This is a genomic window from Halomonas campaniensis (assembly GCF_002211105.1).
Lineage (GTDB): Bacteria > Pseudomonadota > Gammaproteobacteria > Pseudomonadales > Halomonadaceae > Vreelandella > Vreelandella campaniensis_A.
Map to the genome: position 1 here is coordinate 1 of NZ_JPUA01000032.1, position 26,463 is coordinate 26,463.

22 protein-coding genes are annotated in these 26,463 nt (G+C 56.1%); 7 read left to right on the forward strand and 15 right to left on the reverse strand.

What is annotated here, in order from left to right; genetic code table 11:
* From JI62_RS11595 to JI62_RS11605, 3 genes are all read left to right on the forward strand, one after another.
* A partial coding sequence (locus tag JI62_RS11595; RefSeq protein WP_141101321.1) for a (Fe-S)-binding protein occupies positions 1-1,129 on the forward strand: 1,129 nt, incomplete at its 5' end.
* A gap of 104 nt (positions 1,130-1,233) precedes the next feature.
* Positions 1,234-2,295 (forward strand): efflux RND transporter periplasmic adaptor subunit, encoded by a 1,062-nt coding sequence (locus JI62_RS11600; protein ID WP_088700314.1) that lies wholly within the window; start codon positions 1,234-1,236, stop codon positions 2,293-2,295.
* Between the two features lie 16 nt (positions 2,296-2,311).
* On the forward strand, positions 2,312-5,455 hold the full coding sequence (locus JI62_RS11605) for an efflux RND transporter permease subunit (RefSeq protein WP_088700315.1): 3,144 nt from the start codon (positions 2,312-2,314) through the stop codon (positions 5,453-5,455).
* A gap of 12 nt (positions 5,456-5,467) precedes the next feature.
* Here the strand turns inward: JI62_RS11605 and trpC are convergent, their stop codons facing one another.
* The 3 genes from trpC to JI62_RS11620 are packed head-to-tail and all read right to left on the reverse strand — an operon-like array spanning position 5,468 to position 7,987.
* Positions 5,468-6,271 carry an indole-3-glycerol phosphate synthase TrpC gene (gene trpC, locus JI62_RS11610; protein WP_088700316.1) on the reverse strand — a complete coding sequence of 268 codons (804 nt, stop codon included), beginning with the start codon at positions 6,269-6,271 and terminating at the stop codon, positions 5,468-5,470.
* Positions 6,272-6,309: 38 nt separating this feature from the next.
* Positions 6,310-7,329 (reverse strand): anthranilate phosphoribosyltransferase, encoded by a 1,020-nt coding sequence (trpD, locus tag JI62_RS11615; RefSeq protein WP_088700317.1) that lies wholly within the window; start codon positions 7,327-7,329, stop codon positions 6,310-6,312.
* Between the two features lie 37 nt (positions 7,330-7,366).
* Positions 7,367-7,987 carry an anthranilate synthase component II gene (locus tag JI62_RS11620; protein ID WP_088700318.1) on the reverse strand — a complete coding sequence of 207 codons (621 nt, stop codon included), beginning with the start codon at positions 7,985-7,987 and terminating at the stop codon, positions 7,367-7,369.
* 274 nt (positions 7,988-8,261) lie between these two features.
* Here JI62_RS11620 and JI62_RS11625 point away from each other — a divergent pair, with 274 nt between their 5' ends.
* The gene (locus JI62_RS11625; RefSeq protein WP_088700319.1) at positions 8,262-8,468 is read left to right on the forward strand and encodes a hypothetical protein; all 207 of its coding nucleotides are present in this window, start codon (positions 8,262-8,264) and stop codon (positions 8,466-8,468) included.
* Positions 8,469-8,621: 153 nt separating this feature from the next.
* On the opposite strand, the gene JI62_RS11630 is transcribed toward JI62_RS11625, so the two are convergent.
* Complete coding sequence (locus JI62_RS11630; RefSeq protein WP_088700320.1) at positions 8,622-9,278, reverse strand: SOS response-associated peptidase; 657 nt, start codon at positions 9,276-9,278, stop codon at positions 8,622-8,624.
* A 129-nt stretch (positions 9,279-9,407) separates the two neighbouring features.
* Between JI62_RS11630 and JI62_RS11635 the strand changes: the two genes are divergently transcribed.
* Genes JI62_RS11635 through JI62_RS11645 form a run of 3 tightly spaced genes read left to right on the forward strand, consistent with a single transcriptional unit; the run spans position 9,408 to position 11,355 of the window.
* Positions 9,408-9,638 (forward strand): DUF1654 domain-containing protein, encoded by a 231-nt coding sequence (locus JI62_RS11635; RefSeq protein WP_088700321.1) that lies wholly within the window; start codon positions 9,408-9,410, stop codon positions 9,636-9,638.
* Entirely contained in the window at positions 9,635-10,084 is a 450-nt protein-coding gene (locus JI62_RS11640; RefSeq protein ID WP_240513223.1) for a LexA family protein, read from the forward strand. The genes JI62_RS11635 and JI62_RS11640 overlap by 4 nt, the downstream gene beginning before the upstream one ends.
* The gene (locus JI62_RS11645; protein ID WP_088700323.1) at positions 10,081-11,355 is read left to right on the forward strand and encodes a Y-family DNA polymerase; all 1,275 of its coding nucleotides are present in this window, start codon (positions 10,081-10,083) and stop codon (positions 11,353-11,355) included. Before JI62_RS11640 ends, JI62_RS11645 begins: the two co-directional genes overlap by 4 nt.
* A gap of 228 nt (positions 11,356-11,583) precedes the next feature.
* On the opposite strand, the gene JI62_RS11650 is transcribed toward JI62_RS11645, so the two are convergent.
* The 11 genes from JI62_RS11650 to JI62_RS11700 form a co-directional block, all read right to left on the reverse strand.
* The gene (locus JI62_RS11650) at positions 11,584-12,006 is read right to left on the reverse strand and encodes a hypothetical protein (RefSeq protein WP_088700324.1); all 423 of its coding nucleotides are present in this window, start codon (positions 12,004-12,006) and stop codon (positions 11,584-11,586) included.
* Positions 12,003-12,428 carry a hypothetical protein gene (locus JI62_RS11655; RefSeq protein WP_088700325.1) on the reverse strand — a complete coding sequence of 142 codons (426 nt, stop codon included), beginning with the start codon at positions 12,426-12,428 and terminating at the stop codon, positions 12,003-12,005. The genes JI62_RS11650 and JI62_RS11655 overlap by 4 nt, the downstream gene beginning before the upstream one ends.
* Positions 12,429-12,437: 9 nt before the next feature.
* Positions 12,438-14,426 (reverse strand): hypothetical protein, encoded by a 1,989-nt coding sequence (locus tag JI62_RS11660; protein ID WP_088700326.1) that lies wholly within the window; start codon positions 14,424-14,426, stop codon positions 12,438-12,440.
* Between the two features lie 3 nt (positions 14,427-14,429).
* Entirely contained in the window at positions 14,430-15,251 is an 822-nt protein-coding gene (locus tag JI62_RS11665) for a hypothetical protein (RefSeq protein WP_088700327.1), read from the reverse strand.
* Positions 15,248-16,603 (reverse strand): hypothetical protein, encoded by a 1,356-nt coding sequence (locus JI62_RS11670; RefSeq protein WP_088700328.1) that lies wholly within the window; start codon positions 16,601-16,603, stop codon positions 15,248-15,250. Before JI62_RS11670 ends, JI62_RS11665 begins: the two co-directional genes overlap by 4 nt.
* Entirely contained in the window at positions 16,600-22,725 is a 6,126-nt protein-coding gene (locus tag JI62_RS11675) for an EF-hand domain-containing protein (RefSeq protein ID WP_088700329.1), read from the reverse strand. Before JI62_RS11675 ends, JI62_RS11670 begins: the two co-directional genes overlap by 4 nt.
* Positions 22,726-22,850: 125 nt before the next feature.
* Positions 22,851-23,201: a hypothetical protein gene (locus JI62_RS11680; protein WP_088700330.1), complete on the reverse strand. Its 351-nt coding sequence runs from the start codon at positions 23,199-23,201 to the stop codon at positions 22,851-22,853.
* Positions 23,202-23,244: 43 nt separating this feature from the next.
* The gene (locus tag JI62_RS11685) at positions 23,245-23,877 is read right to left on the reverse strand and encodes a hypothetical protein (protein WP_088700331.1); all 633 of its coding nucleotides are present in this window, start codon (positions 23,875-23,877) and stop codon (positions 23,245-23,247) included.
* Between the two features lie 181 nt (positions 23,878-24,058).
* Positions 24,059-24,355 carry a hypothetical protein gene (locus tag JI62_RS11690; RefSeq protein ID WP_088700332.1) on the reverse strand — a complete coding sequence of 99 codons (297 nt, stop codon included), beginning with the start codon at positions 24,353-24,355 and terminating at the stop codon, positions 24,059-24,061.
* Positions 24,356-24,370: 15 nt separating this feature from the next.
* Positions 24,371-25,294 (reverse strand): phage antirepressor N-terminal domain-containing protein, encoded by a 924-nt coding sequence (locus tag JI62_RS11695; protein ID WP_088700333.1) that lies wholly within the window; start codon positions 25,292-25,294, stop codon positions 24,371-24,373.
* 257 nt (positions 25,295-25,551) lie between these two features.
* Positions 25,552-26,082: a hypothetical protein gene (locus JI62_RS11700; protein WP_088700334.1), complete on the reverse strand. Its 531-nt coding sequence runs from the start codon at positions 26,080-26,082 to the stop codon at positions 25,552-25,554.
* Positions 26,083-26,463: the final 381 nt, after the last annotated feature.

A 26,463-nucleotide genomic window follows, 5' to 3' on the forward strand; every position in this document is an offset into this window, starting at 1 on the left:
GCTGCGGGTGGCGAACACCCTAAGCCGCAAGCAGCACCACGACTACTCCCACGAAGTTTATGACGCTATGGCGGGCTGTTTGGCGTGTAAATCCTGCGCGGGGCAGTGCCCGGTCAAGGTCAACGTCCCTCAGTTCCGTTCACAGTTCTTGGAGGTCTACCACGGCCGCTACCTGCGCCCGCTGCGTGACTACGTGATTGGCGGCACTGAATTTATGCTGCCCACCCTGGCCAAAGCCGCACCGCTGTATAACGCCGTGATTGGCCAGCGCTGGGTAGAGCAACTAATGCGCCGCACGCTGGGCATGAGCGATTCCCCTCCGTTTTCCCGGGCCAGTGTTAAAAAGCAGCTCAACGCCTGGGGCGTTGCCGAGGCGACGCCGCTCTCACTGGCCCTGTTAACCGAGCAGCAGCGCGCCAACAGCGTGATTATCGTGCAGGACGCCTTCACCACTCACTTTGAAGCCAAGCTGGTCATGGACGTTGTGGAACTGCTATCGCGTCTCAATCTACGCGTGTTCGTGATGCCCTATTCGGCTAACGGCAAACCGCTCCAGGTGCAGGGCTTTCTGGGTGCCTTCGAGCGCACCGCCGCCAAGCAAGCCGAACGGCTACGCACCTTGGCCCGCTTTGATATCCCCATGGTGGGCATCGACCCGGCGATGACGCTCACCTATCGCCAGGAGTACATCAAAGCGCTAGGCAATGAGGCGGTGCCGGAGGTGCTGATGCTACAGGAGTGGCTGGCGACCCGGATAAACACGCTTGCGCCCAACCAGCTTAAGCTAACCGACCCAGGGTTTAAGCTGCTCTCCCACTGCACCGAGAAAACCAACGCGCCGGGTAGCCCTAAAGCATGGCAGCAGGTGTTCGCGGCGTTTGGGTTAGAGCTTGAGCTGATGGCCACCGGCTGCTGCGGCATGTCGGGCACCTACGGCCACGAAACCCGCAATGCCGCTACGTCAAAAACGATCTACGCCCAGTCCTGGCAGCCCCAGGTGGAAGCCGAAAACAACGCAGGTAAGTTACTGGCCACCGGTTACTCCTGCCGCAGCCAGGTGAAGCGCTACTCTGAACAAGTTCTGCTACATCCTTTGCAGGCGCTGCTCATTGCCCTAAAGCGCAGCTAAAGTTTGTACAAACACTAAACCTTGTATAACGTTGAGGTAGCTAACGGCGTACAGCGCAAAAAGCTGTCACGCTGTTCATTGACTGTTATTTTTCAGGAGCTGCCTTGTTATCTCTACTTCCCTCTCTGACTCGTCTAGGCGCAGGCGCTGTTTTAACCCTGAGCCTAGCGGCCATGGCGGTCGCTCAGGAAAACCGTGTTGAGACGCAGGTAGTGGCGGACTCTCCTCGGATAGAGGTGTTGCCGTTGACCGGCAGCGTTAGCGCCCCACAAACCTCACAGCTGTCTAGCGCTGAAGCGGGTCAGGTCAGCGAGCTAACGGTTGAAATGGGCGACACAGTTACTCAGGGCCAGCCCCTTTTATCACTTGATACTCGCGATATTAGCCTGGAAAGCCAGCGGGCCCGCGCGGATCTTGCCCAGGCAGAAGCCGAGCGCGACGAAGCGCAGCGCTTAGTGAGCGAAGCCAATCAGCTCTCGGCGCAAAACTTTGCCGCCAGTGAACGACGCCAGCGTGAAAGCGCTTTGGCGGCGGCCCAGGCCACCCTTGAAGCGCGTCGAGCCGACTATAGTTTGGCCCAGCTGCAGCTTGAGCGTCACCAGATACGCGCGCCCTTTGACGGCATGGTCACCCACCGTGAGAGCAATATCGGTGAGTGGGTAAACCCTGGCGATACCCTGCTTACCCTGGTCGATTTAGCTTCCCTTCGCTTGGATTTCTCGGTGCCGCTCTCCGTCTATCAGCGCTTTGAAGGCTCTCAATTAGAGGTGCGCTTAGAAGGCAGCGATCAATGGCACCCGGCGCGCACCCTCGCGCGTATTCCTCTTGATGCCAGCTCAAGGCAGTTCCTGCTTCGCGCGGCGCCGGAAACACCACTTGAAATGCTACCGGGTATGGCGGTGGAAGGCCGTTTGCAGCTTAACGGCGAAAGCGGGCCCAGCGTGCCGCGGGATGCCCTCATTCGCCGTCCGGATGGCAGCGTTAGCGTTTGGTTAGCCCGCCAGAGCGAGGATACTTGGCAGGCGTTCGAGCAGCGGGTTGAGATCGGCAGCAGCTACCAAGGAGAGGTCGCTGTGAATGAGGGCCTGTCAGCGGGAGACCGCGTTATTGTCGTCGGAAATGAGCGGCTTGAAGAGGGACAAGAAGTGTCCCTGAGCGACGACTAAGGAGCGATACCCGCATATGTTTGCCGCTATTATTCGTCACGGCATCTTGGTGAGCGTTATTACGCTGATCCTGCTGATTCTGGGGATAGCTGCGATTTGGCGCATCCCGGTACAGATGATCCCCGACCTTGAAACCCGTGTGGTGGGCATCGAGACCCAGTGGCCGGGTGCCACGCCGCAGGATATTGAAAAGGATATCTTGATCGAGCAGGAGGAGTTCCTGCGTAATGTGCCCAATTTGCAGCGCATGGAGTCCACCGCCAGCAGCGGCAGCGCCGAAATCGAGCTGGAGTTCCCGTTTGGCGTAGACCTTACCGAAACCTTGATTCGGGTTAACAACGCGCTAAGCCAGGTACCCTCCTACCCCAACAATGTCGACCAGCCGCGCATTGTCGCTAACTCTTTTTCCGCTAACGCCTTTATGTACTTTAACGTTGGCCCACGGGAGGATAATCCGCGCCAGCTCGATATGCCGGCCATGCGCGATTACCTGGAAGATAACGTCCGCCCGCGCCTGGAGAGCGTTGCGGGCGTATCGGAAGTCACTGTTTCCGGTGGTGCAGAGCGGCAAATGCAGCTACTGATCGACCCCGAAGCGCTGGTCGCCCGTGAACTGAGTATCGCTGACATTCAGGACGCCCTTCAGGCCCGCAACCAGGATGTCTCCGGCGGCAACCTCGAGAGCGGCAAACGCCGCTACCTGCTGCGTACCGTGGGCCGTTTTGAGGATGTGGAGAGCCTTGAAGCGCTGATCCTCATCCGCGACGGCGACGCGGTCACCCGGCTAAGCGATGTGGCTGAAGTACGCCAATCCTACGCCGAACTCACTTCTCGCGCTTACAGCTCGGATGGACAGCCGGTATTGAGCGTGCAGGTGCGCCGGGAGCCGGGCGCCAATGTGATCGATATTAAGCGCGCCATGCTCGACGAAGTCGCAGCGCTTAATGAAGGTCTGCTAGCCGAGCAGGGCATGCGTATGACGCTCTCCAGCGACGACGTGCGCTACGTGGAGTCGTCGATTGCCAATATCTGGGTCAACCTGGGGCTGGGCGCGCTGTTTGCCACCTTGGTGATGTACGCTTTCCTGCGCTCTGCCCGAGCAACCCTGGCTGGGGTGATTGGCATCCCTATCTGTACCATTGCTGCCTTTCTAGGCCTGCTGCTAGCGGGCCGCACGCTCAACGTTATTTCGCTGGCGGGTGTTGCTTTCGCCATTGGCATGACCATCGACAACACCATCGTCGTGCTGGAGAGCATTGAGACCCAACGCCGCCGTGGGCTGGCGCGTTTTGAAGCGGCTCTCGAGGGCGTCAAGCAAGTATGGCCCGCGGTGCTCGCCTCAACGCTGACCACTATTCTAGTCTTTGTGCCGATCTTCTTTATTCAGCAGGAAGCCGGGCAGCTCTACTCCGATATTGCGGTGGCCATCTCGACCTCGATTATTGTCTCCATGGTGGTCGCCATTACCGTTATTCCCACTCTGGGCGCGCACATCGATTTTCGTGGCAAGGAGAGCACCTCAACCACATCGCCACGCTGGGTACGCGGTTGCCTGTGGGTGGTTGATGGCATGATCCGTACGACCTCCCGACGTTTTCTCGCTATCCTGCTGGGCATCGTGGGTGGTATCGGCATTTTTGTCTGGCTGACGCCCCCGGCTGAGTACCTGCCCGAAGGCGAAGAGGCCAAAACCTTTGCCAGTATGAACGCCCCTGCGAGTTACAACCTGGCCACCATGGATGCGATTGCCCAAACCCTGCAGCAAGAACTGGAACCCCATGTAGGCGCTGATCCAGAGGACTTCGAGCGCGGCGATACCGACATCCCGCCGATTCGCACCATGGGCATTCAAGCCGAAGCCCAAAGCCTACGGATCATTGCGGAAACCATCGACCCCACCCATATTGAAGCGTTAATGGACGCCCTCACCCTGCGCTTTGAAAGATACCCAGACATGCGCGCCTTTGCCGCTCGCGGCTCGATTATCTCCAGCAATGACGGCGGAACGCGCAGTATCACTTTGGATATTGCCGGTAACGATCTCAACGAGCTTTACACCACCGCCAATGCGATTTACCAACGTGCGCAAGACGTTTTCGATAACCCGCGCATCCAGTCACGCCCCTCCGCGCTGGATCTTGGCCAGCCGCTGATTGAGGTATATCCCAATTGGGAGCGCGCCGCAGAAGTCGGCCTTGATACCAGTGCCCTTGGCACCACCGTCGCGGTGCTCACCAACGGCGCCTACCTGGATGACTTTTATCTCGACGACGAGAAAATCGACCTTTACGGCTATGGCCCCGAGGCGGGCGATATCGACCTGGACGCCCTCGCCACCCTGCCCATCTATACGCCCTCAGGGATAAGCGTTCCGCTCAACACCCTCGCCGAAATTCGCGAAACCGTGGGAACGGCTACGTTGCGACGGGTAGACGGTCGCCGCAGCGTGACGCTGGACGTTATTCCACCGCGCAGCGTGGCGCTGGAAGCCGGTATCGAGCGGATGCAGCGCGAGGTGATCGACCCACTGCGCGATGAGGGCGTCATACCCGCCAACATTAATGTCAGCGTGACCGGCGCGGGGGATCAATTAGACGCCACCCGCCAAGCGCTTACCGGCAATGCGTTAATCGCGTTGGCGATTGTGTATCTGCTGCTGGTGGCGATTTTTGCCCACTGGGGTTACCCGCTACTTATCCTCGCCACTATTCCGTTAGGCGCCGCTGGGGGGATTGTGGGGCTATGGCTGATGAATACCGTGGGCGCTCAGCTGCCGAAAATTGGCTTGAATGCCATCAGTCAGCCGTTTGATATGATCACTATGCTGGGCTTTTTGATTCTGATGGGGACGGTGGTCAACAATCCGATACTGGTGGTTCATCAGGCGAGGGAGAATCTACGCACGGCGTCGATGGGCATTCGTGAAGCCGTTCAACAGGCGGTGGAGAGCCGTTTAAGGCCTATCGCCATGACGACTCTTACCACCCTGTGCGGCCTTTCACCGCTGGTGTTTCTACCCGGGGAAGGCACCGAGCTTTACCGCGGCGTCGGTGCCATTGTGCTATTTGGGCTGCTCGGCACGGCAATTGTCACCGTCACCTTCTTGCCAGCCCTTACCGTTGCCGTGCTCAGTTGGAGAACCCAACGGTCGGCGAACTAAAAACGGGTGGCGTTAGAAAAACAGCCTTTTCAGCGCCAATCCCGGATCACTTTCGCGCATAAAGGCTTCGCCGACCAGAAAGCCGTTAACGTTATGGTCGCGCATCAGCTCCACGTCATCGCGGGTATGAATACCCGATTCGGTAATCACCGTGACGCCCTCAGGAATGCGCGGCAGCAGATCCAAAGTGGTATTCAGGCTGGTTTCAAAGGTATGTAGGTTGCGATTATTGATGCCGACCAGCTTTAGATCCAGCGCCAGGGCGCGCTCAAGCTCCTCGGCGTCGTGCACCTCGACTAGCACATCCATACCCAGCTGATTGGCTTGCTGGTGCAAATCGCGAAGCTGTGCGTCATCCAGGGCAGCAACAATCAGCAGAATACAGTCCGAACCAATCGCCCGCGCTTCACACACCTGGTAGCCGTGGGTGATAAAGTCCTTGCGAATCACCGGCAGCGTGCAGACATCCCGAGCGGCAATGAGATAGTCTTCATGGCCTTGGAAAAAATCGGCGTCGGTAAGCACGGAGAGACAGGCAGCGCCGCCCTGGGCGTAGCTTTTGGCGATATCCGAGGGGTGAAACTCTTCACGAATAACACCCTTTGAAGGCGAGGCTTTTTTCACTTCGGCGATAATCGCCGGATCACCTGTTGCAATGCGCGTATTAAGCGCCTCAATAAAGCCACGCGGGGCGCTCTGCTGCTCCCCGAGGGTGAGCAGATCCGCCTCTGAAACGGCCTGACGGCGCTCAGCCACTTCTTGGTCTTTGCGAGCAAGAATGCGCGTTAAAATAGTCGGCGTTGCCTGTTGAGTCATGGTGGTCTCTTTTTTTAAAGCTTATCTTGTTTAAGCACCTACTGCTTAAAAACGCTGGTGAAGTGCGAAAGCTCTTTGAGTTTTTCGAGCGGCAGCTGAGAGGCCTGCGCGTCCTGAGCTACCATCACCCCCTCTTTTAAGGTATCCGCAACCCCCGAACAGTAGAGCGCGGCCCCAGCGTTTAGTGCGACCATATCGGCAGCGGCACCTTCACCGGAAAGCGCGGCCTTGACCAAGCGCAGACTGTCTTCGGCACTGGCGGCTTTCAGCGTTGAGAGGCTCTGGCGCTCAATGCCCAGCTCCTCTGAGGTAATGGTGTACTGGGTAATCTCACCCTCTTTTAGCTCAGCGACCAGAGTAGGGCTAGCCAGGGAGATTTCATCCAGGCCGTCCTCTGAGTGGACGACCATCACGTGGCGGCTGCCCAGCGTTTTCAGCACTTCCGCCATTAATGGCACTAATTCTGGGGCGTAAACACCCAGCACCTGGTTCGGTGCGCCAGCAGGGTTGGTCAGCGGGCCCAAAATATTAAACAGCGTGCGCACGCCCATTTCCCGGCGCGGGCCAATGGCATAGCGCATGGCCGGGTGGTGGTTGGGTGCAAACATAAAGCCTACGCCCACCTGCTCAATACAGCGCGCTACCTGATCAGGCTTGAGATCCAGGTAGATACCCGCCACATCGAACAGATCCGCACTGCCCGACGACGACGAAACGCTGCGATTACCGTGTTTGGCTACATGGGCTCCAGCGGCCGCGGCGACAAAACTGGCGGCGGTGGAAACGTTAAACAGGTTGGCGCCATCGCCACCGGTGCCGACAATATCCACAACGTTGTCAGCACTCAGCTCAACGCGCTTCATCAACTCACGCATTACCTGGGCAGCGGCGCTAATTTCCGCGGCGCTTTCGCCTTTCATGGCGAGGCCTACCAGCAGGCCGCCAATTTGCGCATCGCTTGCATCGCCGGTCATGATCTGACGCATTAAAGCGTGCATGGCATCGAAAGTGAGGTCTTCGCGGCGCATCACCGCATTAATCGCATCTCGCATTTGCATGAGCAGAGGGGCCCCTAAAAGCGTGTGAAACCGGCCATTAGCCGCGTTTTAAAAAGTTGGCCAACAGCTCATGGCCTTGGCGGGTAAGAATTGACTCGGGGTGAAACTGCACCCCTTCTATATCCAGTTCGCGGTGACGAAACCCCATAACTAAACCGGGGGTTACATCGTCATCGCCTGTCCAGGCAGTCACTTGCAAACAGTCGGGCAGGCTCGCTTTATCGACCACCAGGGAGTGATAGCGGGTAACCTCAACCGGGTTATCCAGCCCTTCAAACACGCCTTGGTTAGCGTGCAGCACGGCTGAGGTTTTGCCGTGCATCACCTGCGGCGCGCGCACGACCTTGCCACCATACACTTGACCAATCGCCTGATGCCCCAGGCAGACGCCTAAGATAGGCAGCTTGCCTGCAAAGTGTTTGATGGCGGCCATGGAAATTCCCGCCTCGTTGGGCGTGCAGGGACCGGGCGACACCACCAGGTGCGTCGGCGCGTGCGCTTCAATTTGCTCAATGGTGATGTCGTCATTGAGATGAGTGATCACTTCCGCACCCAGCTCACCCAGGTACTGTACGATATTAAACGTAAAGCTATCGTAATTATCCAGCATCATCACTCTAGCGCTAATAACTGGCTGATTAGTATCAACATCACGCATATCTTGTCTCGTCGTTACCCAGCCTGTTACCCAGGTGTGCTATCGGTTGAGCTTTTTTCTCGATTCTGAATTGTATCGTCTGAGCGTTGATGTCGCCATTCTAATCAGGCGCAAGGGATTATGAGTGCAAAGCGGTATCCACCAGGGTCGCGCCTGCCATGCGGTCTTGCGCATAACAAGCGGCTTTATCGCCTTCCTATGCTTACATTATCTATAATGGTTGCAGTCAGTCAGCAACCAAACAGCAACCACCAATTGCCGAAAGGATTTCAAGATGTCTATACAAGCGCGACTGGAAGGCGGGCCGTGGGATGGTAAGAGCCTAAAGCTTACCGCTGAGGTTCCATATCTCAATATGCCTGAGCCAGTGAAAATGCCTGAAATTGTGGGCCACGACAGCTTTGACAGCATTGAGAATATTTACCAGTACCGGCTTTATCAGCGTATGCCTGATGGCATGGTGGTATATCGAATAGCTTAAGAGCACGGCGGATTTTGAATCCGCGCAGCTATACTTTTGAGGCCGCGCTTGCACAAGGCTTTATAATAAAAACAGCATCTTACGGATTTACTATATTTACATACAGCACATTGGTCGCGCTGGTTCTGCGACCAAACTGCGACCAGTGGATTGCTACGCCGGATTAATCAGCTCCTCCCCCTGCCCTTCAGCCGGTTTATTAACCGCGGTACTCACCGCCCAGTGCTCGACCAGATTGGCATTGATATGCCGCACCAAACTGCGAATGGTCTCCCGATCCGTGATGTCAGGTGCCAGCCAGTGCTTAAGGCTATCGTCATCCAGTATCAACGGCATTCGATCATGCACTTCGGCAGCACGGCCCCGCCCGGGCTCAGTGACGATGGCACAACCCATGCTGCCATCATCACGCTCAGCGAATAACCCAGCGAAGAACAGCGGCTCTCGATCCTTACGGCAAATGTAATGCGGCTGCTTTGGCTTCGAATCTTTAATCCACTCATACCAACCGTCTGCCGGTATCAAACAACGGTGCTTTGAAAAAGCAGATTTGAAATAGGCGTTGGTGGCCACCGTTTCCACCCGGGCATTAATCGGTTGGCTGCCCGTGCTCTTGGCCCAGCGCGGCCTGTACCCCCACCACATCTCATCAATAATCGGCTGCTCGTTTTCTGAAGCCTGGTACATGACTGCGATCCAGGTACCAGGTGCCACGTTATAACGCGGACGCAAATTGCTGTCAGGCACACTTGCACCGACCTGCGCGGCCAGTCGCTCTAACGGGGTGAATAACGCGAATCGTCCACACATGCTTGAATCATAGTCGATGAACGGCGCTTCGCAGCCGCCCTTTCATATCAGCGCTTGCAGTCAACGATGATCTTCGCTTATCGTCTCCCCTAAATACTGTATATATCACCAGCATTCTAGGAGGCGCTTATGTCTAAATCATACGAGCAGCTAGTCAAGCGAGTGCAGAAACAGATCGGTAGTCCTAAAGCGCAATCTGAGCACTGCGTAGAACTGCAACGCCAGCCCGACGAAGCCCCGGAAGATTGGGCGCGCATGCTTGAAGACCTGGGAACCGTCGAGAACGTGACCATGATCCCACTGGATGACGCTGCAGAGCACATCCGCTTGCGCTGGAACCCAGAGGAGTCGATGGCATGAGCATGCACTTATCCATCCTCGGGCGAGTCGATACCACCGCCCCACCGCTTAAGCTGCCCCTAGCCGCTGGCGAAGTGCGCACAGGCTTCCCATCGCCAGCGGATGATTACCTTGAAGCCGAGCTGGATCTAGTCGCCCATCTCATTCAGCACCCTAGCGCGACGTACTACCTAAGGGCCAAAGGGACATCGATGACAGGCGCGGGGATCTATGACGGTGACCTACTGATTGTCGATCGCTCACTTGAGCCTAAGTCTGGCCATATCGTCATAATGAGCGTTGACGGTGAGCTCACGTGCAAAAAACTGGGGTCGATCGGCAACCGCCCATACCTCTTTGCCGCAAACCCTGAGTTTCGACCAATGCCATTAGAAGGCCGAGAGTGCCAATTGTGGGGCGTCGTCACACACAATATCCACTCGCTGGCCCCTGGGTTCGCCGTATGATCGCCCTAGTCGACTGTAATAATTTCTACGTCAGTTGCGAACGCGTATTCAATCCCAAGCTGGAAGGCAAGCCCGTTGGTGTGATGTCGAACAATGATGGTTGCGTGGTCGCCCGATCAACCGAGATCAAAGCACTGGGTGTCGCGATGGGCATGCCCGCACACCAGATCGACCCGCACATTCGCCGCCAGTGCATTCTGCTGAGCTCTAACTACGCCCTATACGGAGACATGAGCCGCCGCGTTACTGACGTTCTCAGCCAGCACACACCTCACGTTGACGTTTACTCAATCGATGAATCCTTCCTATCGTTTGAAGGTTTCGAGCCGGAAACGCTTGCGGAGCGGTGCCAGACAATGCGCCACCAGGTGCGCCGTGATACCGGCATTCCGGTTAGCGTTGGGCTGAGCACATCCAAAACGCTGGCGAAGATCGCTAACCATCGGGCGAAGAAAGAGCCGCACTTTAACGGCGTGGCCATCATGCATCCAGATAGTGAAGACACTCGTGCTTTCCTTGAGCATCTACCTGTTACTGAGATATGGGGCGTAGCTGGGCGTAGCGCTGTGAGATTGCACACGCTGGGCATTGAGAACGCGTGGCAGCTGCGCGAAGCCAGTCCAAAGCATTTACGTAAGCATTTTTCGGTGGTGATGGAGCGGATCGTCTGGGAACTGCGCGGCGTCGACTGTATCCATCTGGACGACATGACTCAGCCTAAAAAGCAGATCATGGTCAGCCGCAGCTTTGGGCGCCTAACTAGCAATAAGGCAGATCTGCATGAGGCGGTTCGCGTGCATTCCTCCCGTGCAGGCGAGAAGCTACGCAAGCAGTCAGGCTTAGCCCAGGCCATCATGGTGTTTGTGCGCACGAATAGATTCCGAGATGATCTGCCGAGCTACAGTAAAAGCCTGGTAATACCGTTGCCCCACCCCACTGACGACAGCCGTGAGTTGGTACGTGCTGCAATAGCCGGACTGGAAAGGATATTCAAGGAAGGTATCTGGTATCAGAAGTGTGGCGTGATGCTGATGGATCTGTGCGACCACGATAATGAACAGCTCGGGTTACTGGCTGAGCCGGTGAGTGATGAGCAGCGGGAAAGGAATGAGAAATTAATGGCGACGCTGGACAAGCTCAATAGAGAGCATGGCAAAAATACGGTGAGGCTGGGGATGCCGAGAAAGATCAATGCGTGGGAGCTTCGGTGCGAACATAGAACACCACGCTACACTACGAAATGGGATGAGCTAGCAGTCGCTAAATCATAGAGTATGCCATCCCTGGCAATAAACTGAGTCCCTTCTACATACACAAAACATCCGTGTCGTGACGCGTCCGACATGCTAAAAGCGGCGTTCCTGGCGTCACAACCCCCAGTATAGACACGATTTAAGCCCCTGTATGTAAGAGATCAACGACAGTTCTGTAAGAGATCTCTTACAACAGGCACAAAAAAACCGCTCAATGGCGGCGGGGTTTGGTGCGCGGGCGGGGGCTTACCAGCTAATCAGCTCAATCTCTTCCACTGCCTCAGCCGCCCGCACGGCTTTAACCAACCGCTGCCGCTTCCCGGTGAGCTGCTGAGCCTGGGTAAACACATCGGCATTCTCAAGCACCGCTAGGCTCAGATCGCGCAACGTTTCGGTGCCGTCTTCGCCGTTACGACCCAGCAGGATATTGTCTAGCACCGGCGTTGCCGGGGCGCCGCCCTGGTGGTTATCGTGCCACGCCAGGTAAGCGCGGGCTTCACTCTCCTGAGCCAGCCAGGTCGCTTGCTCGATTTCCGGATACTCTTTGACTAGCGGCGTTATCGTGGCAACATACGCGGCGTTGATCTCCTGAATTTTCCGCGCTTTAACATCGTTGAGAATTTCAGCTGCCGTGGGTTTTAGCTCCCAAAACTGCGCTGCTTCGCTCATTCCACCACCTCGTCTATCGGCTGTTCCTCGCCCGCTTCGGGCTCTTCCGGCTCTTCAACCACCGGCACGGTCACCGTCCAGCCGTCATCGCGCTTTTCATAGCTCGCGTTATCGGGGGCGGCGGTGGCCACGATGTAGCATTGCTCATTGTCAAAAGTGGCGGCGTCGATCCATTGGCCGGTACCAAACCAGTCATGGCTCCCGTTGACCGGCGTGCACTCATACAGCAAGCCTCGCTGGCCCAGCGTGACATGCAGCTCGCCCTCGATGCGCTCGACGTTATGAATGCCCGCCGCTGCGGTGTCAGCGTTGCCTTTGAACGTTGCATCAGCCGGAAAAACCGACAGGTCGATACCGTTAATCACCTCCCCGCTTATCGTGTAATCGTGGTGCGCGGGTTGGTCTACTATCAGCAGTTTCATGATGGCCTCCTATTTCCAGCGCGTCTCAATACTGACGCGAACATTCGAGAGGGAAGCGCTAAGGTCAAAGCCACGCCCCTCCTGCCTTACAAGCGTAAAAGAAACGCTGCTGGTACCACTGCCCCCATTGTCAAAAACGTTTGATATATCAAGCGGCTGACACAAGGTGTAATAAGTTGTTTGGACGGGGAGGCTGACAGACGCCACTATTGGAGCAGAAGCCAATCTGGGATAAGGAAGCGTCGCTGAGCACTCCATCACGATATTGTTACTCGCTGTGAATGTCAGTGGATTTAAGACAAGAACAAGCCGACCATCTGGGTAGAGATAATATCGGCCATTGCTGTTTGAGCCGGTGATCACGTCAACGCCCAGAGCAGCGCGCACCTGCGCAGGCGTTGAGGGGCGCATAAAATCAGTGCCGTCGGCTTCCCTCGCCGTGTAAATAACAGCGATATTGCTGTTTGTGGGCGTGTACGTTGAGCGGAAAAGCCTGGCTCTAATATCGCCAGAAGAATCCCGACCAGCAATCGAATTGGCATCGTCGTTAACGCTGCGAGACTGGCCGTTAAGCTGCGAAGCATTGACGTTAGTTAAGCCGCTACCGTTGCCATAAAACCCGCTTTGGGAGTGAAGATCCCCGTAAAAGTAGTGCTTCCCTGCCGAACTTGTGTAGTGCGTATAGCTAGTGTTTCGGTTACCAATTACAACAGACCCCGCCGAACGGGTTATCTGGAGCCCATCAGTCACCCCTCGAAGCGTGACGCCATTAAGTATGTCTAACCCATCCGCAGTTAACACACCGTCGAACTCAACGCCGCCTGCGGTGACGGTTATATCTAGGTTTTCAGTTGTCCAAAGTTCAGCGGGCGGTGACCAAACGCCGCCATGATTGCCACCAATCCATGCTCGGTTAGCCGTGTTTTGCCGAATAAACAAGTATTTATTGTAGTCGTCACTACTATAACTAGACCAAAAATAATGGCCGTTACTGCCATCAGGGGCGTTTGCAGCGCTCAAGCCGTAGTAAAAACCCGAAGCCCTACCCAGGTTCGTATCGTCTCGAATAGTGGGAGAGCGCCCACCCGCTTGTAGGGCAAACACCGAGGCTGCCACATCGGTGCCGCTAGGGCCCACTAAATCCATATTAGTGACTGCTTTTCGCCCGGTAACGTCAGCATTTCGAACACTTACGTTGCGCAGTTCTGCGCCGCCCATATCGAGCTGGCCAGCGTTATGGTTCCACCAAACTCGAAGCTGCCCTTCACCGTACGTTGCGGTGCTATAGCTGCCGATGTACATATACCCGCTGTTATGCGTCAGCCGGGCTTTTAGATCGTTGCTCCCTAGATCGGCACCGGTGCGGGGTACGTAGCCCTCAAGCTTTTCATCAATATCAACATTCGCATCTTGCGCGGCTTGCGTAGCTATTCCCGCTTGCTCAGTCGCTATCGCTGCCGATGATTCAGCCAAGCCCGCCTGCTCGCCAGCCGTTTGCGCGGCCTGCTGCGATTGCGTTTTCGCCGTGTTCACGGCGTCCAGGTCTTGATATAGATCTTGCGCGGCCTGCCTTGATTGCTCGGCCTGCCCCGCTGACTCGCCCGCCGCCTGGGCAGAGTCGGCGGCAGCTTGCTTGTCATCCGCCACCAGCTGGCGGTCATCGGCCACCTGCTGGGCGTGGTCGCTCACCTGCCCGGCGGTGGTGTCGATGGCTTGCTTTTGCTGATCAATGTGGATTTTAGTCTGATCAATTGACGTTTTAGCCTGCGTCACCGCCAACCTATCATCCGCCACTAGGCCCGCTTTCTGGGTAATATCGATGCGGGTATCTTCAACGTACTGAAATTCAATATTCAGCTCGTCACACATCGCCGCTAGCTGCACTGAAAAGTTATAGCGGTATTCGTTTAAAGCGTTTTGCTTGAATATCATTTCCTCTTGGTCTTCATATTCATAATCCCATTGGCGGGGATCTACTACTGTCGGCGCGGTGACCATGCTTTAAACCTCCACATAAGTAAGCGGTAATTTTCTATTTCTGGCTCTATCGTGCGTATAGCCGTAGCCGTCTTGACGCATAGCCGCAAAAGAGTGGATCGCCTCAATAACACCGCCCTTTTCGGGATAAACACTAATATAAACTTCGGTAGTGTCGTCGGTTTTATTCATTTCTTTTACAAAGTTTTCAAACTCATCATCTTCCAAATGATCAAACGAGAACGTCACTTCCCGCCAACTACCTTTACCAATCGCAATCAGCGAACCGCCTTCGGTGCGCTCTTTACGCGTAGCCGTTTTGTTCTGCACGTTAACGCCAAAACTGATATTCATATCCTTGGGCGGTGACCATGGCGCGCCCGCAAAAACACGCCCTATCTCTAAATAGCTTTTATCGTTAGTCGGGTCTTTAAGTGTAATGCGGTAAGCATTGGCAATTGTGGGATCAAACCTCGCTTCAAAACCAACAGTTGATAACCCGCTTAAATCGTGCCCGCCCCATGGGTCAATACCCACTCTAAAACGGCCTAATGGTATTAACTCTGCAACACCTTTAAAGCCTGTTTCCGCAACCGCATCGCCGTTCAATAAAAGCTCAACGTTAATCGTGCCCGCCGGGCTTAAGTTGTGCCCATATATAACCACCTTCGTCATATATAAGGCACTTCCTAAATCAGCGGTTAACGTTTCATTTTCTATACCCAGCGTTCTAAACAAGTAGCTGCCGCCACTTACTTGGGTATATTCGGGGGGTGACTGTTGGCTACTTGCTGTTAATGTGGCGGCATCGTGTTTATTATCAAACAATATTTCTATTGGATTCATACCCAAAGCCCTAAACTGGTCACCGCTTTAGTCGGCGAACGGCTGACATTAATTAATCGCCCAAGCTTCCCTTGTAGACGGCCATGATCCACCGCCGCCACCTGCCCGGCGAATACCGGCGGGAACCGCGCTTCAATGCTCCATGTGTTGCGCTGCACGCTGCGCAGAGACAAGAGCCGGTTGCGTTCGGTTATGGCATCCGCTTCGTCTTGAATGATGCTATCCCGCGTTATGCGCTCGGCCATGGGGTAGTCGCTAACGTCCTGGCTGGCGTAACTTTCCCGCCATTCAGTGCGTAGCCGCGTGGCCTCAGCGGGGGAGTCCTCATCCAGCGAAGCAGCCACGTTTGAGAGTGGCGAGTAGTTGCGGCCCCAACGCAGCGTTAAGCTGCGCCAAGGCTGCTCGGTGTCAGATAGAACCAACTTGCCGTAGAAAATATCGTCACGAACGATGGTCACATCAGCAGTAGTGGGCGCTTTATGCTGCCGCATCACTAACTCATTGAGTTCGTTTAGATACCAGTACGCACCAAGCCCCTCTTTTACCGCGTTGAGAATCTGCCGCCCGGTTACCTCGCCGGTGTAGAAAAGCCCGACCCGGTACGGCGGCAGGTCAATGTCTCCGATGGTGATGCCGTAGTGCGCAGCCACCCATTCAACAATCTTTTGCGGTGTGTTGTGGGGCTCTTCAATGTCGCCGGTTATATCGCCGTACTGCGCGTTGAGTGTGACCGTGCCCGCTGCGGTGTCGGTGCTATGCGTGAGCATGGCACCGTTCGCTTTTGCGGCGATGCTGGTCACTGGCAAATACGAACCGCGATACGTGAGCGTTTGGGTGTCGATGCGGGTCAACGGCGCGTTGTAAACGCTACCCAGTGCCAACGGCACCGGGCCTGCGTCGTTGGGTAGTTGCCCGGTATCGATCACCTCATCTAATACGCTGCTCTCATCATCCATCCGCAGTGTCAGCGCGCCCCGGCGCGCTTCCTGCGGGCCGCCGTTACGGCCTTGGGCCAGCAACCTAAAATCATCGCGCGCCCAATCCGGCGCACCCAAGTAAAGTTTAATGGGGTGGCCATGCCACTTAAACGAATGCCAATCCGCCGCCAGCTGATCACCCGTTAACGTGATCTCGCCAAACGTGGTATTGCCATCCGTTCGCGTCGTTATATCCACCGCTTTTTTAATGCAAGCAATGTAGGGGCGGTTGGGGTCGGCGTCGCTGGGTAGCGACATAAACGGCCCTGTCGCTACGTACTCAACGCCGCCCGCATGATGCAGCTCAGCAAGCAGCAAACGGTCTACGTTGGTCTTAGCGAGCCACGCCAGGTATTGGCCGTCGCTTATGCTCATGTTGTACGTATCTCCGTTTTGCTGTGCCTGCTGATAGTTTCCAGCTCATCGAGCTGATCATCACGCTGCCGCTCACTGCGCGCTGCCGCTTCCTCAATGGCGTCCACCGTGTCGCCGGTATTCTCGCCAATCAGCTCTAGCAAGCGCTTGTTTTCCTTGCGGGTTTCTTGCAGCTCTTTACGCACATCGTTAAGCACCTGCAGCACGTCGTTATTGCCCAGCGCGGGGAACTGCGGCAGCGGGGGCATTTCAGGCATGGGTAGCTGCATCGGGCCATCGGGCAGGCGCATAAGCCCGCTGGCATCAATACCCAAACGACCACCGGCTCCGCGTGATAGCGGCATGATGGCTTCGGGGTCTTCTTCGCCCATTTCACCAATGTTAAAAAACGTGGAGCGGCTAACAATCGAGTTAGTCGCCGGGCGGCCAAGTTCATCACCGCCCGCGAACATGCCGCCGTTGGCAAACTTCCGCCCTTCGGCAATACCCAGGTTTTTAGCGTGCCAAATCCCAAATTCGGTGGCGTTCGCCGCGCCACTCTGACGCTGCCAGCGCTCTTTTTCCGTGTTCCACGCGTTACGCACATCGGCATAGCGATTGATGTAGGCCGCACCACGAATAAAATCGTTCGCGGTGCCCATGCTTTTGCCGTCGCTGAGCTGGCCTGTCCAATATTCAAGATCCGCAACGGTCGCGCTGCGGCTGTGCGAGTCTTGATAGATGCCCTGAAGCTGATTACCCCACTGCTGGACTTGTGAGGTTTGTGATGACAACCATGCGTCAACCGCACTCATTGACCCGCCGCCCGTGCTGCCACCGGTCGACCCCCCACCGCTGTTAGCGCCAGGGTCACGGCCAACGTGTTGATTGATCGAATCGGAAATGGTTTTCAGCGATGCACCGGCCAGGAATTCATCAATCCAATACTGAATCCCCGGCAGATCCGGCGCCCGGCCCAACGCGTTTTCATACATGCCGCTGATTTGGCTAATCGCACTCTGCACATCGCCCGGTTGCTGCGATGCCCACAAATCAACTAGCGTGCTACTGCTAGCGGCAATGGCTTCAAGCTGGCTTAACTGCCCATCGCCGTTAGTGTCGATCAAACCGAAAATCTCATTCAGCGTTGAATCGGTGGCCATGCCCTCAAAAGTTTTGTTGAACTCGCTGTAATCAATCCAGCCGCTGCCATCTATATCTATCTGATCAAACAACGGCGCAATCGACGTAGCGATACCGCCGCCAAGCGAGTCAATGCGGGCATTGGTCAATTCCTGCCGGGTTATCATGCCGTCGCCGTTTACGTCCACGCGGGCAATCAGCCGGGAAATTTCCGCGTCTGTCGCGTGCGGGCCAAGGGCTGCGCGCACTTCGGACTCAGTGAGTACCGTTGCGCCTAGCTGGGTCATTTCGTGATGCAGCACGTTATTGAGCTGCTGCGTCGCGTTCCACTCGGCAGCAATAGCGCGCTCAATCGCGGATACCGTGCCGTCCGCGTTGAGGTCTAAAACGTCCGATAGCGTGACGGTTTGATCTTCAATCACGCCGCGAAACTCGTCAGCCAGGAACTGCTCTGGTGTGAGCAATTCCGGCAGCTGTTCCATGGCGTCCCGAATTTCATTGACGCCGTTAACGCCGGGGTCACTGCTGGCATAAAACTCTTGAAGGTTGTCGATAGCGCGGTCAGCAAATTGGGTAATGCTTTGCCGTGCGTTGCGGTCACCCGCCAGTGCTTTCTCGTACTGCGCCCAAAAGTCTCCGCCGGAAGCCTCCAGCCGTTCGCGGGGCGTTCCCATGCCCTGCTCTGTCGCGTCAAACTGAGCAATCCAGCTGTCTATGCTGTTACCGAAACCGGCAAGCTCCGATTTAGCGCGGGCCATGGCGTCAGCTTCTTGCTTGATACCGCTAATCCGCTGCTGCTGCCGCTGCTCAATTTCAGATAACCATTTCTGCTCATCTTCAAACAGCCAGTTACGTTGCTGCAGGGCGCGGTTGCTGGGGTCTAGCTCGGCCAGCTCGCGGCGGCGTAGCTCGGCGGTGTCGCCGATCATACGCAGCCATTCAGTATCGATTGACTCGCGCTCACGCATCGCCGCTTCAACGCTAGCCATGCTATCCGCCGCGCCGTCTGCCGCCGCGCTGGTATCGCCCAGCATGCCTTGCAGCTGGCTAAACCCGCTGCTCAGCTGCAGCAGCTGCACATAGTTACGCCCACCCGCCTCGGTGTTCTGGTTTTGCGCTTCCACCAGGGCGCGGAAACCCGCTTCGTTATCGGGCAGCTCTAGGCCCATGGCCGCTAGCGACTCGGTGAGATCCGCCTGCAAGTGCGCGGCGCGCTCAGACTCAGCAAAATAGTTTTGGTAGTAGCTATCTTGCAGGCTCGCCAGTTGATCAACGCCACCCGCCCACTCTGCGATGCTGCTGGCTGAGGCGTACGCTCCCTCAGCGGTTGAGTCAAACTGCAGGTTCAGCCGTTCCATTCCGGTGGCCAGCACGCTATGCGCCTGCCGGGCAACCTGGGCTTGCTGCACCACTTCTTCAATGCCGCCCCCTAACCCGCGCACGAACTCGCCAAAATGGCCTTCAAGCGCTTCCAGCGCGGCGCGGGGCCGCTCGTTGAGGGCAAACTCAATCAGTTCACCGGCGTTACTGCTCGATGCCTCAAGCCCTTGCACTACCGATTGCATGCCCTCGATTTCAGCGGTAGTGGTTGCCAGCGATGCGACTAAGTTATCCCGTGCAACCGCCTCGGCGGTCAGCTCTTCCGCCCAGCCTTTATCCTCGCCCATCCCTGCGCGTTGCAGCCGTTCAGTGCCGCGATCTAGGAACCCGGTGTAGCCCAGGGCGCTTTGCCCGTAAAAATTAGTGCCGTCGTCTTGATGCTCGAAAACGCCATCTTTACCGCTGCTTGCGTATTCCGAGGGGTCGTTGGTACCGGTGGTGCCAAAGCGGCCACTGAATTTAGTCTCTTTATCGAGGCTGGCCAGCGCTGAACCAATGAACGAACCGGCAGCGGCACCCAGCGGGCCGCCGAAATAGGTGCCCACTAGCGCACCTGCGGTTTCCAGCGTGGCGTTGTTACGGCCTTCGCCGAACATCGAGCGTCCGGCATAGCTGCCCGCAAAGCCTGCACCGGCAGACGCTAGGCCGGTCATGCCGCTAAAGTTGGCGGTAGAGCCGCCCAAGTAGCTAGTACCTTGGCTAGCTACGTTCATGCCTGCTGTCGCGTTACCGGCAAAGCCACCGCTATAAGCGGTAGGCGCGCCTGTCCACGCTATATTGCTCACACCACTTTGCAGGGCGCCCCAGCCGTTTTTGAGTGAGCCCATGGAGCCAACATCAAAGCCGCCACTTCCACCTCCCGGCATGCCGGTGGTGTCCAGCCCCATCATGCCCGCGACTTCAAAAGTCAGCTTTTGCGTGGTGAGCATGTGGGCGATGTTGGCGAACGTCTGTTCGAAAGCACGCTCTACGGTATCCAGCGCACTGGTTGAGCCATCCACCAGACCTAGCCATGCATCACGCCCGGTGTCGTCAACGCTGCGTAACGTGTTGTCCGCGACCGTGCCCCAGGTGGTGAAGCTGTTGGCGATGCGCTGGCTGGCGTCTTCGGATGCCTGGGCGGTTTTGTCGGTTTCTCGCTGGGCTGCCTGGAAACTTTCTTGCAGCAGCCCCATCGCCTGCATGTACTGCACGGTGTTCATCCGGCCCGTGGCCAGCGCCAGGTTTAGCACGCCTACGTCTTGGGCATACTGGCGGGCCGCGCGGCGGTTGGGCTGGATGCGGTCTAATAGGTTTTCGTAGCTGTTGGCGAGGGTGGTGGTTTCTTTGGCGGCTTCGCGGGTAGCAGCCGTATTGGCCACCGTCACTACTGTTGTCTGCTTGATCGCCTCGGCACGCTCATTAATCAGGCGAATGGCTTCCGCGATGTGGGAGCTCGTCGCAGCGCCACTATCCGCTATCGTAAGTGCCGCGGTTAACGCAACGGTCGAAAGCTGAGTTTGCACACCTTTCATCAAATTACTGAGCGTTGCGGCGTTTTGCAGCTGCGCCTTCACCATCGCCTCGGCCTCGGCGTAACGCTGGGCACGCTGCAAATGCGCCTGGGCCTCTTCGGCATTTCCTGCCGCTATGGCCTGTCGATAATCATTCAGTGCGTTGGTTTGACCTACGACGGCTCCGGCATGCTCCGCATAAACCCCCGTGTAACCTTGCTGCATGGCGGCATACTGAGCCGCCTCGGCAGCGGTCATACCCATTACATCGCGGGCTGCTTGCAACTTGCCGATGTAATCGTCCCAGTCTTCTCCACCGGTGCCTAGCGTGTAATTCAATGCGTCGAATTGCGTGGATGCTCCGCCGGCAGACTCGCCGGTGTCGAATAGCCACTGATCGAGCGTACGGAAAATACTGACGCCCGAGACTTGGGATTCGAGAAGATCGCTCCAGGCTTGGTCGTATTTGCGCAATCCTTCTTCATTGGCGGCGATGACACGGTTTTGCTCTTGCAGCTCTGCCATTAGGCCAGAAAGCTGACCAGATGAGGCGCCTGGCCGCCCCTGGTACATAACGTTTTCTTGCTGGCTTTGCTCTTGAAGCGCTTCGATCTGATCCTGAAGTTTCGCGGCCTCAACGCGGGCTTCTGCTAAGTCTTGCACGATAGAAACGCGGTTGTTGCGGTATTGCGCTTCCGTGTAGTTGTCCATGCTCTCAACGAGCTGATCTATATCTTCTTTAGTCTCACGAGCAGCGGCAGACGCAAAGCCAAGCGAGTCCCGGAAATAGTAGACAGCGGCGCCAGCAATCACCGCCGCTCCCATTGTCCCGCCCACTAACGAGAGCGCAGCAGAACCTGCACGAGTAGCGCCAGCCATTGCCTGGGCCGCTATAGTGCCGCGGGCCATGGCCGCGTTATGAGCATTCTGCGCTACGGTGTGGCTGGCAGTCGCTGCAATAGAGCGTTCGCGGGCTAGGCGCAAGCGCGCCAAAGCAGCGGTATGTGCATCCGTGCCGCGCGCAGCCTGTTCATCTAAGCGCGCCGAGCTAAGCAGCATTAAAGCGGTCTGCTTTTCAGCGGCGGCTCTGCGCAAGGTCATTTGCAGCGAGCGCTTATCCGCTGCTGCAGACGCCCTACTGGCCGCGTTTCGCTCAATCATTCGCTTGGTGGATTCAGCCAGCGAACCAGCATAACGGCCCGCCATAACGACCGCCGTCAACGTGGCCACATCTTTTACTTCATTGAGAATGCGGGACGCACCACCCGCTTCTTGAATGAATGAGTTCGTTGCTTGTAAGCCTGCCGTCATCGAAGGCACCAGCTCAGCCGCCACGGTTTGGCTTAGCCCTTGCGCCGCAAACTTGAGCCTATCCACCTCGTCGTTATAGGTAGCCATAGCGTTGGCGGTGTCTTGAGTAATCGTCAAACCTAGCGCATCCGCCTCCGCCCGCATGGCAGCGATGGCATCGGTGCCCTGGTTGACGATCTGCACCAGCTTAACGCCTTCGCTATCCCACAGCTTTTGCGCCAGCGCTACACGTTCGCTGCTGCTTTCCACGTTCTGCATCGCCTCAGCAATGCGCTCGAATTGCTCTTCCGGTGCTAACTGGTTCAGCGCTTGCGCGCTCAAGCCGAGTCGGTCTAGCGCTTCCGACGCTACGCCCGTGCCTGCTGCTGCCTCCGCGATCCGGCGGGTTTGGCGCTGCCATGCGGTGGTTAGCTGGCCGAACTCAAAACCTGAAAGCTTGGCTACGTAGTTGTACTGGCTGAGCGATTCGGTACTGGCACCGATGCGTAGATTGGTTTTCTGTAGTTGGTCGCCCCAATCAATCTGATTCTGAATGGTATTGGCCGCAAACATGCTGGCCAGCGCGCCAGCGATGGGCGCCGCAGCACGGCGAAGGGTCTCAAGCCCTTTGGTGGCTACACCCGCGCCAGTGTCAATTTCTCGAAGCTGGTGGCCTGCGCGAGCGGCGTCCGCACCAAACTTTTTGGATTGGCGGGAGCTGCGCCCAAACCCCTCATCCAGGGTTTTTAGCTCTTTGCCAGTCTTCTGAATGGCACGAATGCCACCACTGGCATCGCCGGTAAGGATGAAGCCAGCCTGATAATCACGCTTAGCCATGGAACGAACCTCAAATAGCGGGCACAAAAAAGCCCGCACACGGCGGGCTTTGATTAAAGTCCCTGATAACTCCAGGGCTTAATAGCGACTAGACTTAACAGCCAATAGGGTTGACGTCTAAGCGATCAAATCGATTTAGAAAATATCAACCATATGACCCCCACCAAAATAATTGCACCTATTATTTTCCCAATATTTTCAGCGCTCTGATTTCGCTTTTCTGTATCCTCAAGAATTTTTTGGGTGCTTGCCTCTACTTCAGCGTTCAATGCATCGCTTTCTTGGGCGTACATCTCAAAAAAACGCGTCTCCTCTTCAAGAGTCATGCCCGCTGTATGTTGCTCTGCCAAAACATCTTGCTGATCCAGTGAGAATTGGTGGGCATTCTCGCCGCGCTTAATAGCTTCAACCAATTCTTCATGATTTTTCTTTACAAGCTCCCTTACGGCTTGCCTGCTTATAGATCGACCACTCATTCCTCACCCCCATCCCATTATTCGCCTAATTTCACCTAATATTTCAGGGTATCTTAGCCAGCTCCCCCTGAACCAAAAGAGGTTGACCTGGCTTAAGGTGGATCCATTTTGTGTCGCTTTCGCCCGCGGGCGATTGAAACTCAATCTTGTTGGGCCCCTTAATTATTCGCGCGCCCAAGTCATCCACACTTTCTACCGTTTCGTCGTTGAGCCTAGTTATTAGGCAGCCGGCATATAGCACTTTTTCTAGCGGCGACTGAGAAGAAACATTAGTCAAACGCACCCCGTTTTCCCCTGACCGTTGTTCGGAAGCTGCATCGCCACCTTCTCTGACCTCTGCATATGCAGTCGATTTGAGTTGGTCGCATGAATTCTTATAGATACTATTAATCATACTAAAGAGTGCTGCGAGCAGCGTTGCACTCACCGCCTGGCCAATAGCAACCGACCAAATAAATACGTTAGGCTCAGTGACTGTCTCCATCCGGCCAAAGCTGTTTGGCCGGGTCACTTCAATAAACCCCGCCATGCTAATGGCTGCGATTCCTCCAATAACGGCAATCGCTGCCAGTATCCAAGCCAGTGCTACCCAGCCGATCCAGCGGTCTCTATCTGGTAACGCTCTGTTCATTGCTACGCCCTTTTCTACCCGTCTGCCCTCATGATCAACGTCCACTATGTCTCCACAGCCTTCGCATAGCATCGTGGTGGTTTCGCCGCGCTTGCATAACCCGCCCGCGTACTTGGCTGTTTCTGGCCCTAAGTAGCGTATTGAGCAGTCTCTGCAATATTCAGCCACGACAAATCCCCCGTTGAGTCACCCCAACAGGGAACGTATCGCACTTAGTTAAGTTTGGCTAGCTTTCGCGAGGCGCTTTTAACGCGATCAGCCGCTCATCCGCCTGCGGGGCCCACTCATTATATTCAGCTATTGCCTGCATCAATTCGAGGTCAGTCGCTTCGAGGGCCTTAAGCTTTTTGTAGGCTTCATCGGCGTTAAACGTGATGACCGTTGATGACATGATGGGCGGACTTCCTGAGGCGGCGAGCTGGCCTCTGAGATCGGCAAAGGCCCTTTGCCGGGTCGCTTTCAGTGTCTCGATTTCTTGGCTCAGTTTTTTGCACCGGCCCAGGGCCTCGTAATTGGTTTCCATATACCTTCCTCTTGGTTACCGCGCCAGCGTGTTTTGCAGGCAGCCGGTGGTTTTGGCGAGCGAGGCGACCAGGCTTTCTAGGTGCGACAGCTTTTCCTGGGCGCCGCGCTTGTTGATGCCGTTCATCGAGCAAAGGTGTGTCAGCGCTTTGAACTCTTCGCGGACATTATCAATGCTGCCGACTTTGATAGTTGCACCCGTGCGCGACGCTTCGGCCAGCTGCGTTAGCAGGCGGCGAATGTCCGAGTGATACATGGCGTCCATGCCCACCAGTTGATGCTCTTGCCAATCTTGCCACTTCCGCGTTAGCGGGTAGTCGATGGTTACCGCTACGGGTGCGGGCAGTGTTTGCTTGCCCAGGTAGTCGCCTTCTAGTGTCATGCGGTGAACGTACTCGACCGCTTCGGGCAATTGCTCGGGGCTTAGCTCGTCAATATGGTCAACGTTGAAACGGTGGTGCACCAGGCAGTAGGCGGCGCTGTGCATTAAGCCACGCTTGGTGGTGAGCATGGTGACGGCTGCTCGTAGGCCTGCGCGTTCGTCGGGTGTTGCGGTGCGCGGGTTTACCGCTTGGCCTTTTTGCCAGTAGTCGCTGAGTACGTCGAAACATTCAGATTGATACTCGACCAGACGCTCCTGAACTTCCGGTTTAACTCGGGCAGCATCAACGCCAAACAGCCAGCCGTTTAATTTGTTTAGCGGCAGCGTAACCAGCCTGCGATGCTGTCGCTCTCCTGGCACCTGCATGCGTATGACACGAATGCAGGTGCCTAATACCTTGTGACGCTTGATACGCTCAAGCTGCCCATTCCAAGCGATACCTATAGTGTCGCAGATAGGCTTCATGGCCACGCGAATGACACCCTCGACATTGAAGGTCGGGATATTGGTGCCGTGGAAATCAATAGAGATAGGGGTAAATGCTGTTTGCGCTGACATGGTCTGCTCCGCTTCTAAACGGTTGACCACCACGAATGAGGTGGCCGGGAGGTTAGAAGCCGTGCAGCACGGTGTGACTACTTTCCCTTGCGGGTCTTTTATCCGTCACCCTCCCGGCCATAAACTGGCTGGGTTACCCAGAAAACAGGCACAAAAAAACCACGTCTTTCGGGCGCGGAAAACCGGCTGCACTCGAGCTTCTACACTCTTAAGAATGACTCTACCCGCGTGCAGCAAAGGCGTCAAGCGTGAGACACCTACTCTAGCGCTTGGCGTATTTCCTCGACGGTCTTCCCTTTCGTATCCAGGTTATCGTTACAGCGAATAGCGGTAATTTCGGCGTCATTCAGCCCAAGTTGTCGCATTTCATCTACCCAGCGCAACAGACGTTCTCCTTGTGTACGTCGCGAGGCTTTCGGACTAAAGCCATTGAGCATTTCGCGCTCTCGCTCACACACCTCGCACATATCTTCGCCGCCATGCTTTTTATGCCACTTCCCCAGTTTTTTGCGAATCTCATACTTGCCGCAATCGCACCGCACAACCCAATAAGATGACTGACCATTACCAGTAGGTTTCAACCAGAATAGAGCTGTCATCCTCCCGTTTATCAGGCCCGTATAATCCCTAGCTGTTTTAGGGCGCTTCGGGCGCCTGGGAGGCGCATCCAAAGTTATCCTTCTCTTGGGGCGGTCTTCCGTAAACTCCACCTCAAAATGCTCACCCGGAAAAAAACCAACACGCAGGGCTTGGCGATCTACCGGAGCGCCATGGGCCGAATCAATCATGTGCTGCCTCCTTTGTGAAGTCTATACGGCTGACTGCGACCACTGTCCAGTTTACAACAGCCCCCCAGGGGCGAGCCAAGTAGGCGCAGGCGTCAAGCTGCCTGTTTATTATGGTGGCGTTGCGGTTGCTTCTAAAGGGGGTCGGTTGGCCTGTTTGGAATTACAGGGGTTTAGTGACCGGGCATTAAAAACCCCGCTAGGGCGGGGTTACGGTGTTTTATCTATTCGCTTATGGGTATCTATTCGCCTCATCACCGCGCATGCACCTTCTAGCTCAAAGCTAATCTTGTGTGAATGGTTGCTTGTAGCATGGATGGTGTAAATATCAGGGCGCCTGTAGCCTGAGAGCTTTTCCAGTCGAATCGACTTAGGCTGTGGGTC

Bases quoted from the DNA above. Each gene is read 5' to 3' on its own strand.
- trpD (WP_088700317.1), bottom strand. From the start codon at position 7,329: ATGCAAATGCGAGATGCGATTAATGCGGTGATGCGCCGCGAAGACCTC.
- JI62_RS11700 (WP_088700334.1), bottom strand. From the start codon at position 26,082: ATGATTGATTCGGCCCATGGCGCTCCGGTAGATCGCCAAGCCCTGCGT.
- JI62_RS11675 (WP_088700329.1), bottom strand. From the start codon at position 22,725: ATGGCTAAGCGTGATTATCAGGCTGGCTTCATCCTTACCGGCGATGCC.
- JI62_RS11635 (WP_088700321.1), top strand. From the start codon at position 9,408: ATGTCTAAATCATACGAGCAGCTAGTCAAGCGAGTGCAGAAACAGATC.
- JI62_RS11630 (WP_088700320.1), bottom strand. From the start codon at position 9,278: ATGTGTGGACGATTCGCGTTATTCACCCCGTTAGAGCGACTGGCCGCG.
- JI62_RS11695 (WP_088700333.1), bottom strand. From the start codon at position 25,294: ATGTCAGCGCAAACAGCATTTACCCCTATCTCTATTGATTTCCACGGC.
- JI62_RS11640 (WP_240513223.1), top strand. From the start codon at position 9,635: ATGAGCATGCACTTATCCATCCTCGGGCGAGTCGATACCACCGCCCCA.
- JI62_RS11645 (WP_088700323.1), top strand. From the start codon at position 10,081: ATGATCGCCCTAGTCGACTGTAATAATTTCTACGTCAGTTGCGAACGC.
- JI62_RS11680 (WP_088700330.1), bottom strand. From the start codon at position 23,201: ATGAGTGGTCGATCTATAAGCAGGCAAGCCGTAAGGGAGCTTGTAAAG.
- JI62_RS11620 (WP_088700318.1), bottom strand. From the start codon at position 7,987: ATGCGTGATGTTGATACTAATCAGCCAGTTATTAGCGCTAGAGTGATG.
- JI62_RS11655 (WP_088700325.1), bottom strand. From the start codon at position 12,428: ATGAAACTGCTGATAGTAGACCAACCCGCGCACCACGATTACACGATA.
- JI62_RS11625 (WP_088700319.1), top strand. From the start codon at position 8,262: ATGTCTATACAAGCGCGACTGGAAGGCGGGCCGTGGGATGGTAAGAGC.
- JI62_RS11670 (WP_088700328.1), bottom strand. From the start codon at position 16,603: ATGAGCATAAGCGACGGCCAATACCTGGCGTGGCTCGCTAAGACCAAC.
- trpC (WP_088700316.1), bottom strand. From the start codon at position 6,271: ATGACTCAACAGGCAACGCCGACTATTTTAACGCGCATTCTTGCTCGC.
- JI62_RS11605 (WP_088700315.1), top strand. From the start codon at position 2,312: ATGTTTGCCGCTATTATTCGTCACGGCATCTTGGTGAGCGTTATTACG.
- JI62_RS11690 (WP_088700332.1), bottom strand. From the start codon at position 24,355: ATGGAAACCAATTACGAGGCCCTGGGCCGGTGCAAAAAACTGAGCCAA.
- JI62_RS11650 (WP_088700324.1), bottom strand. From the start codon at position 12,006: ATGAGCGAAGCAGCGCAGTTTTGGGAGCTAAAACCCACGGCAGCTGAA.
- JI62_RS11660 (WP_088700326.1), bottom strand. From the start codon at position 14,426: ATGGTCACCGCGCCGACAGTAGTAGATCCCCGCCAATGGGATTATGAA.
- JI62_RS11665 (WP_088700327.1), bottom strand. From the start codon at position 15,251: ATGAATCCAATAGAAATATTGTTTGATAATAAACACGATGCCGCCACA.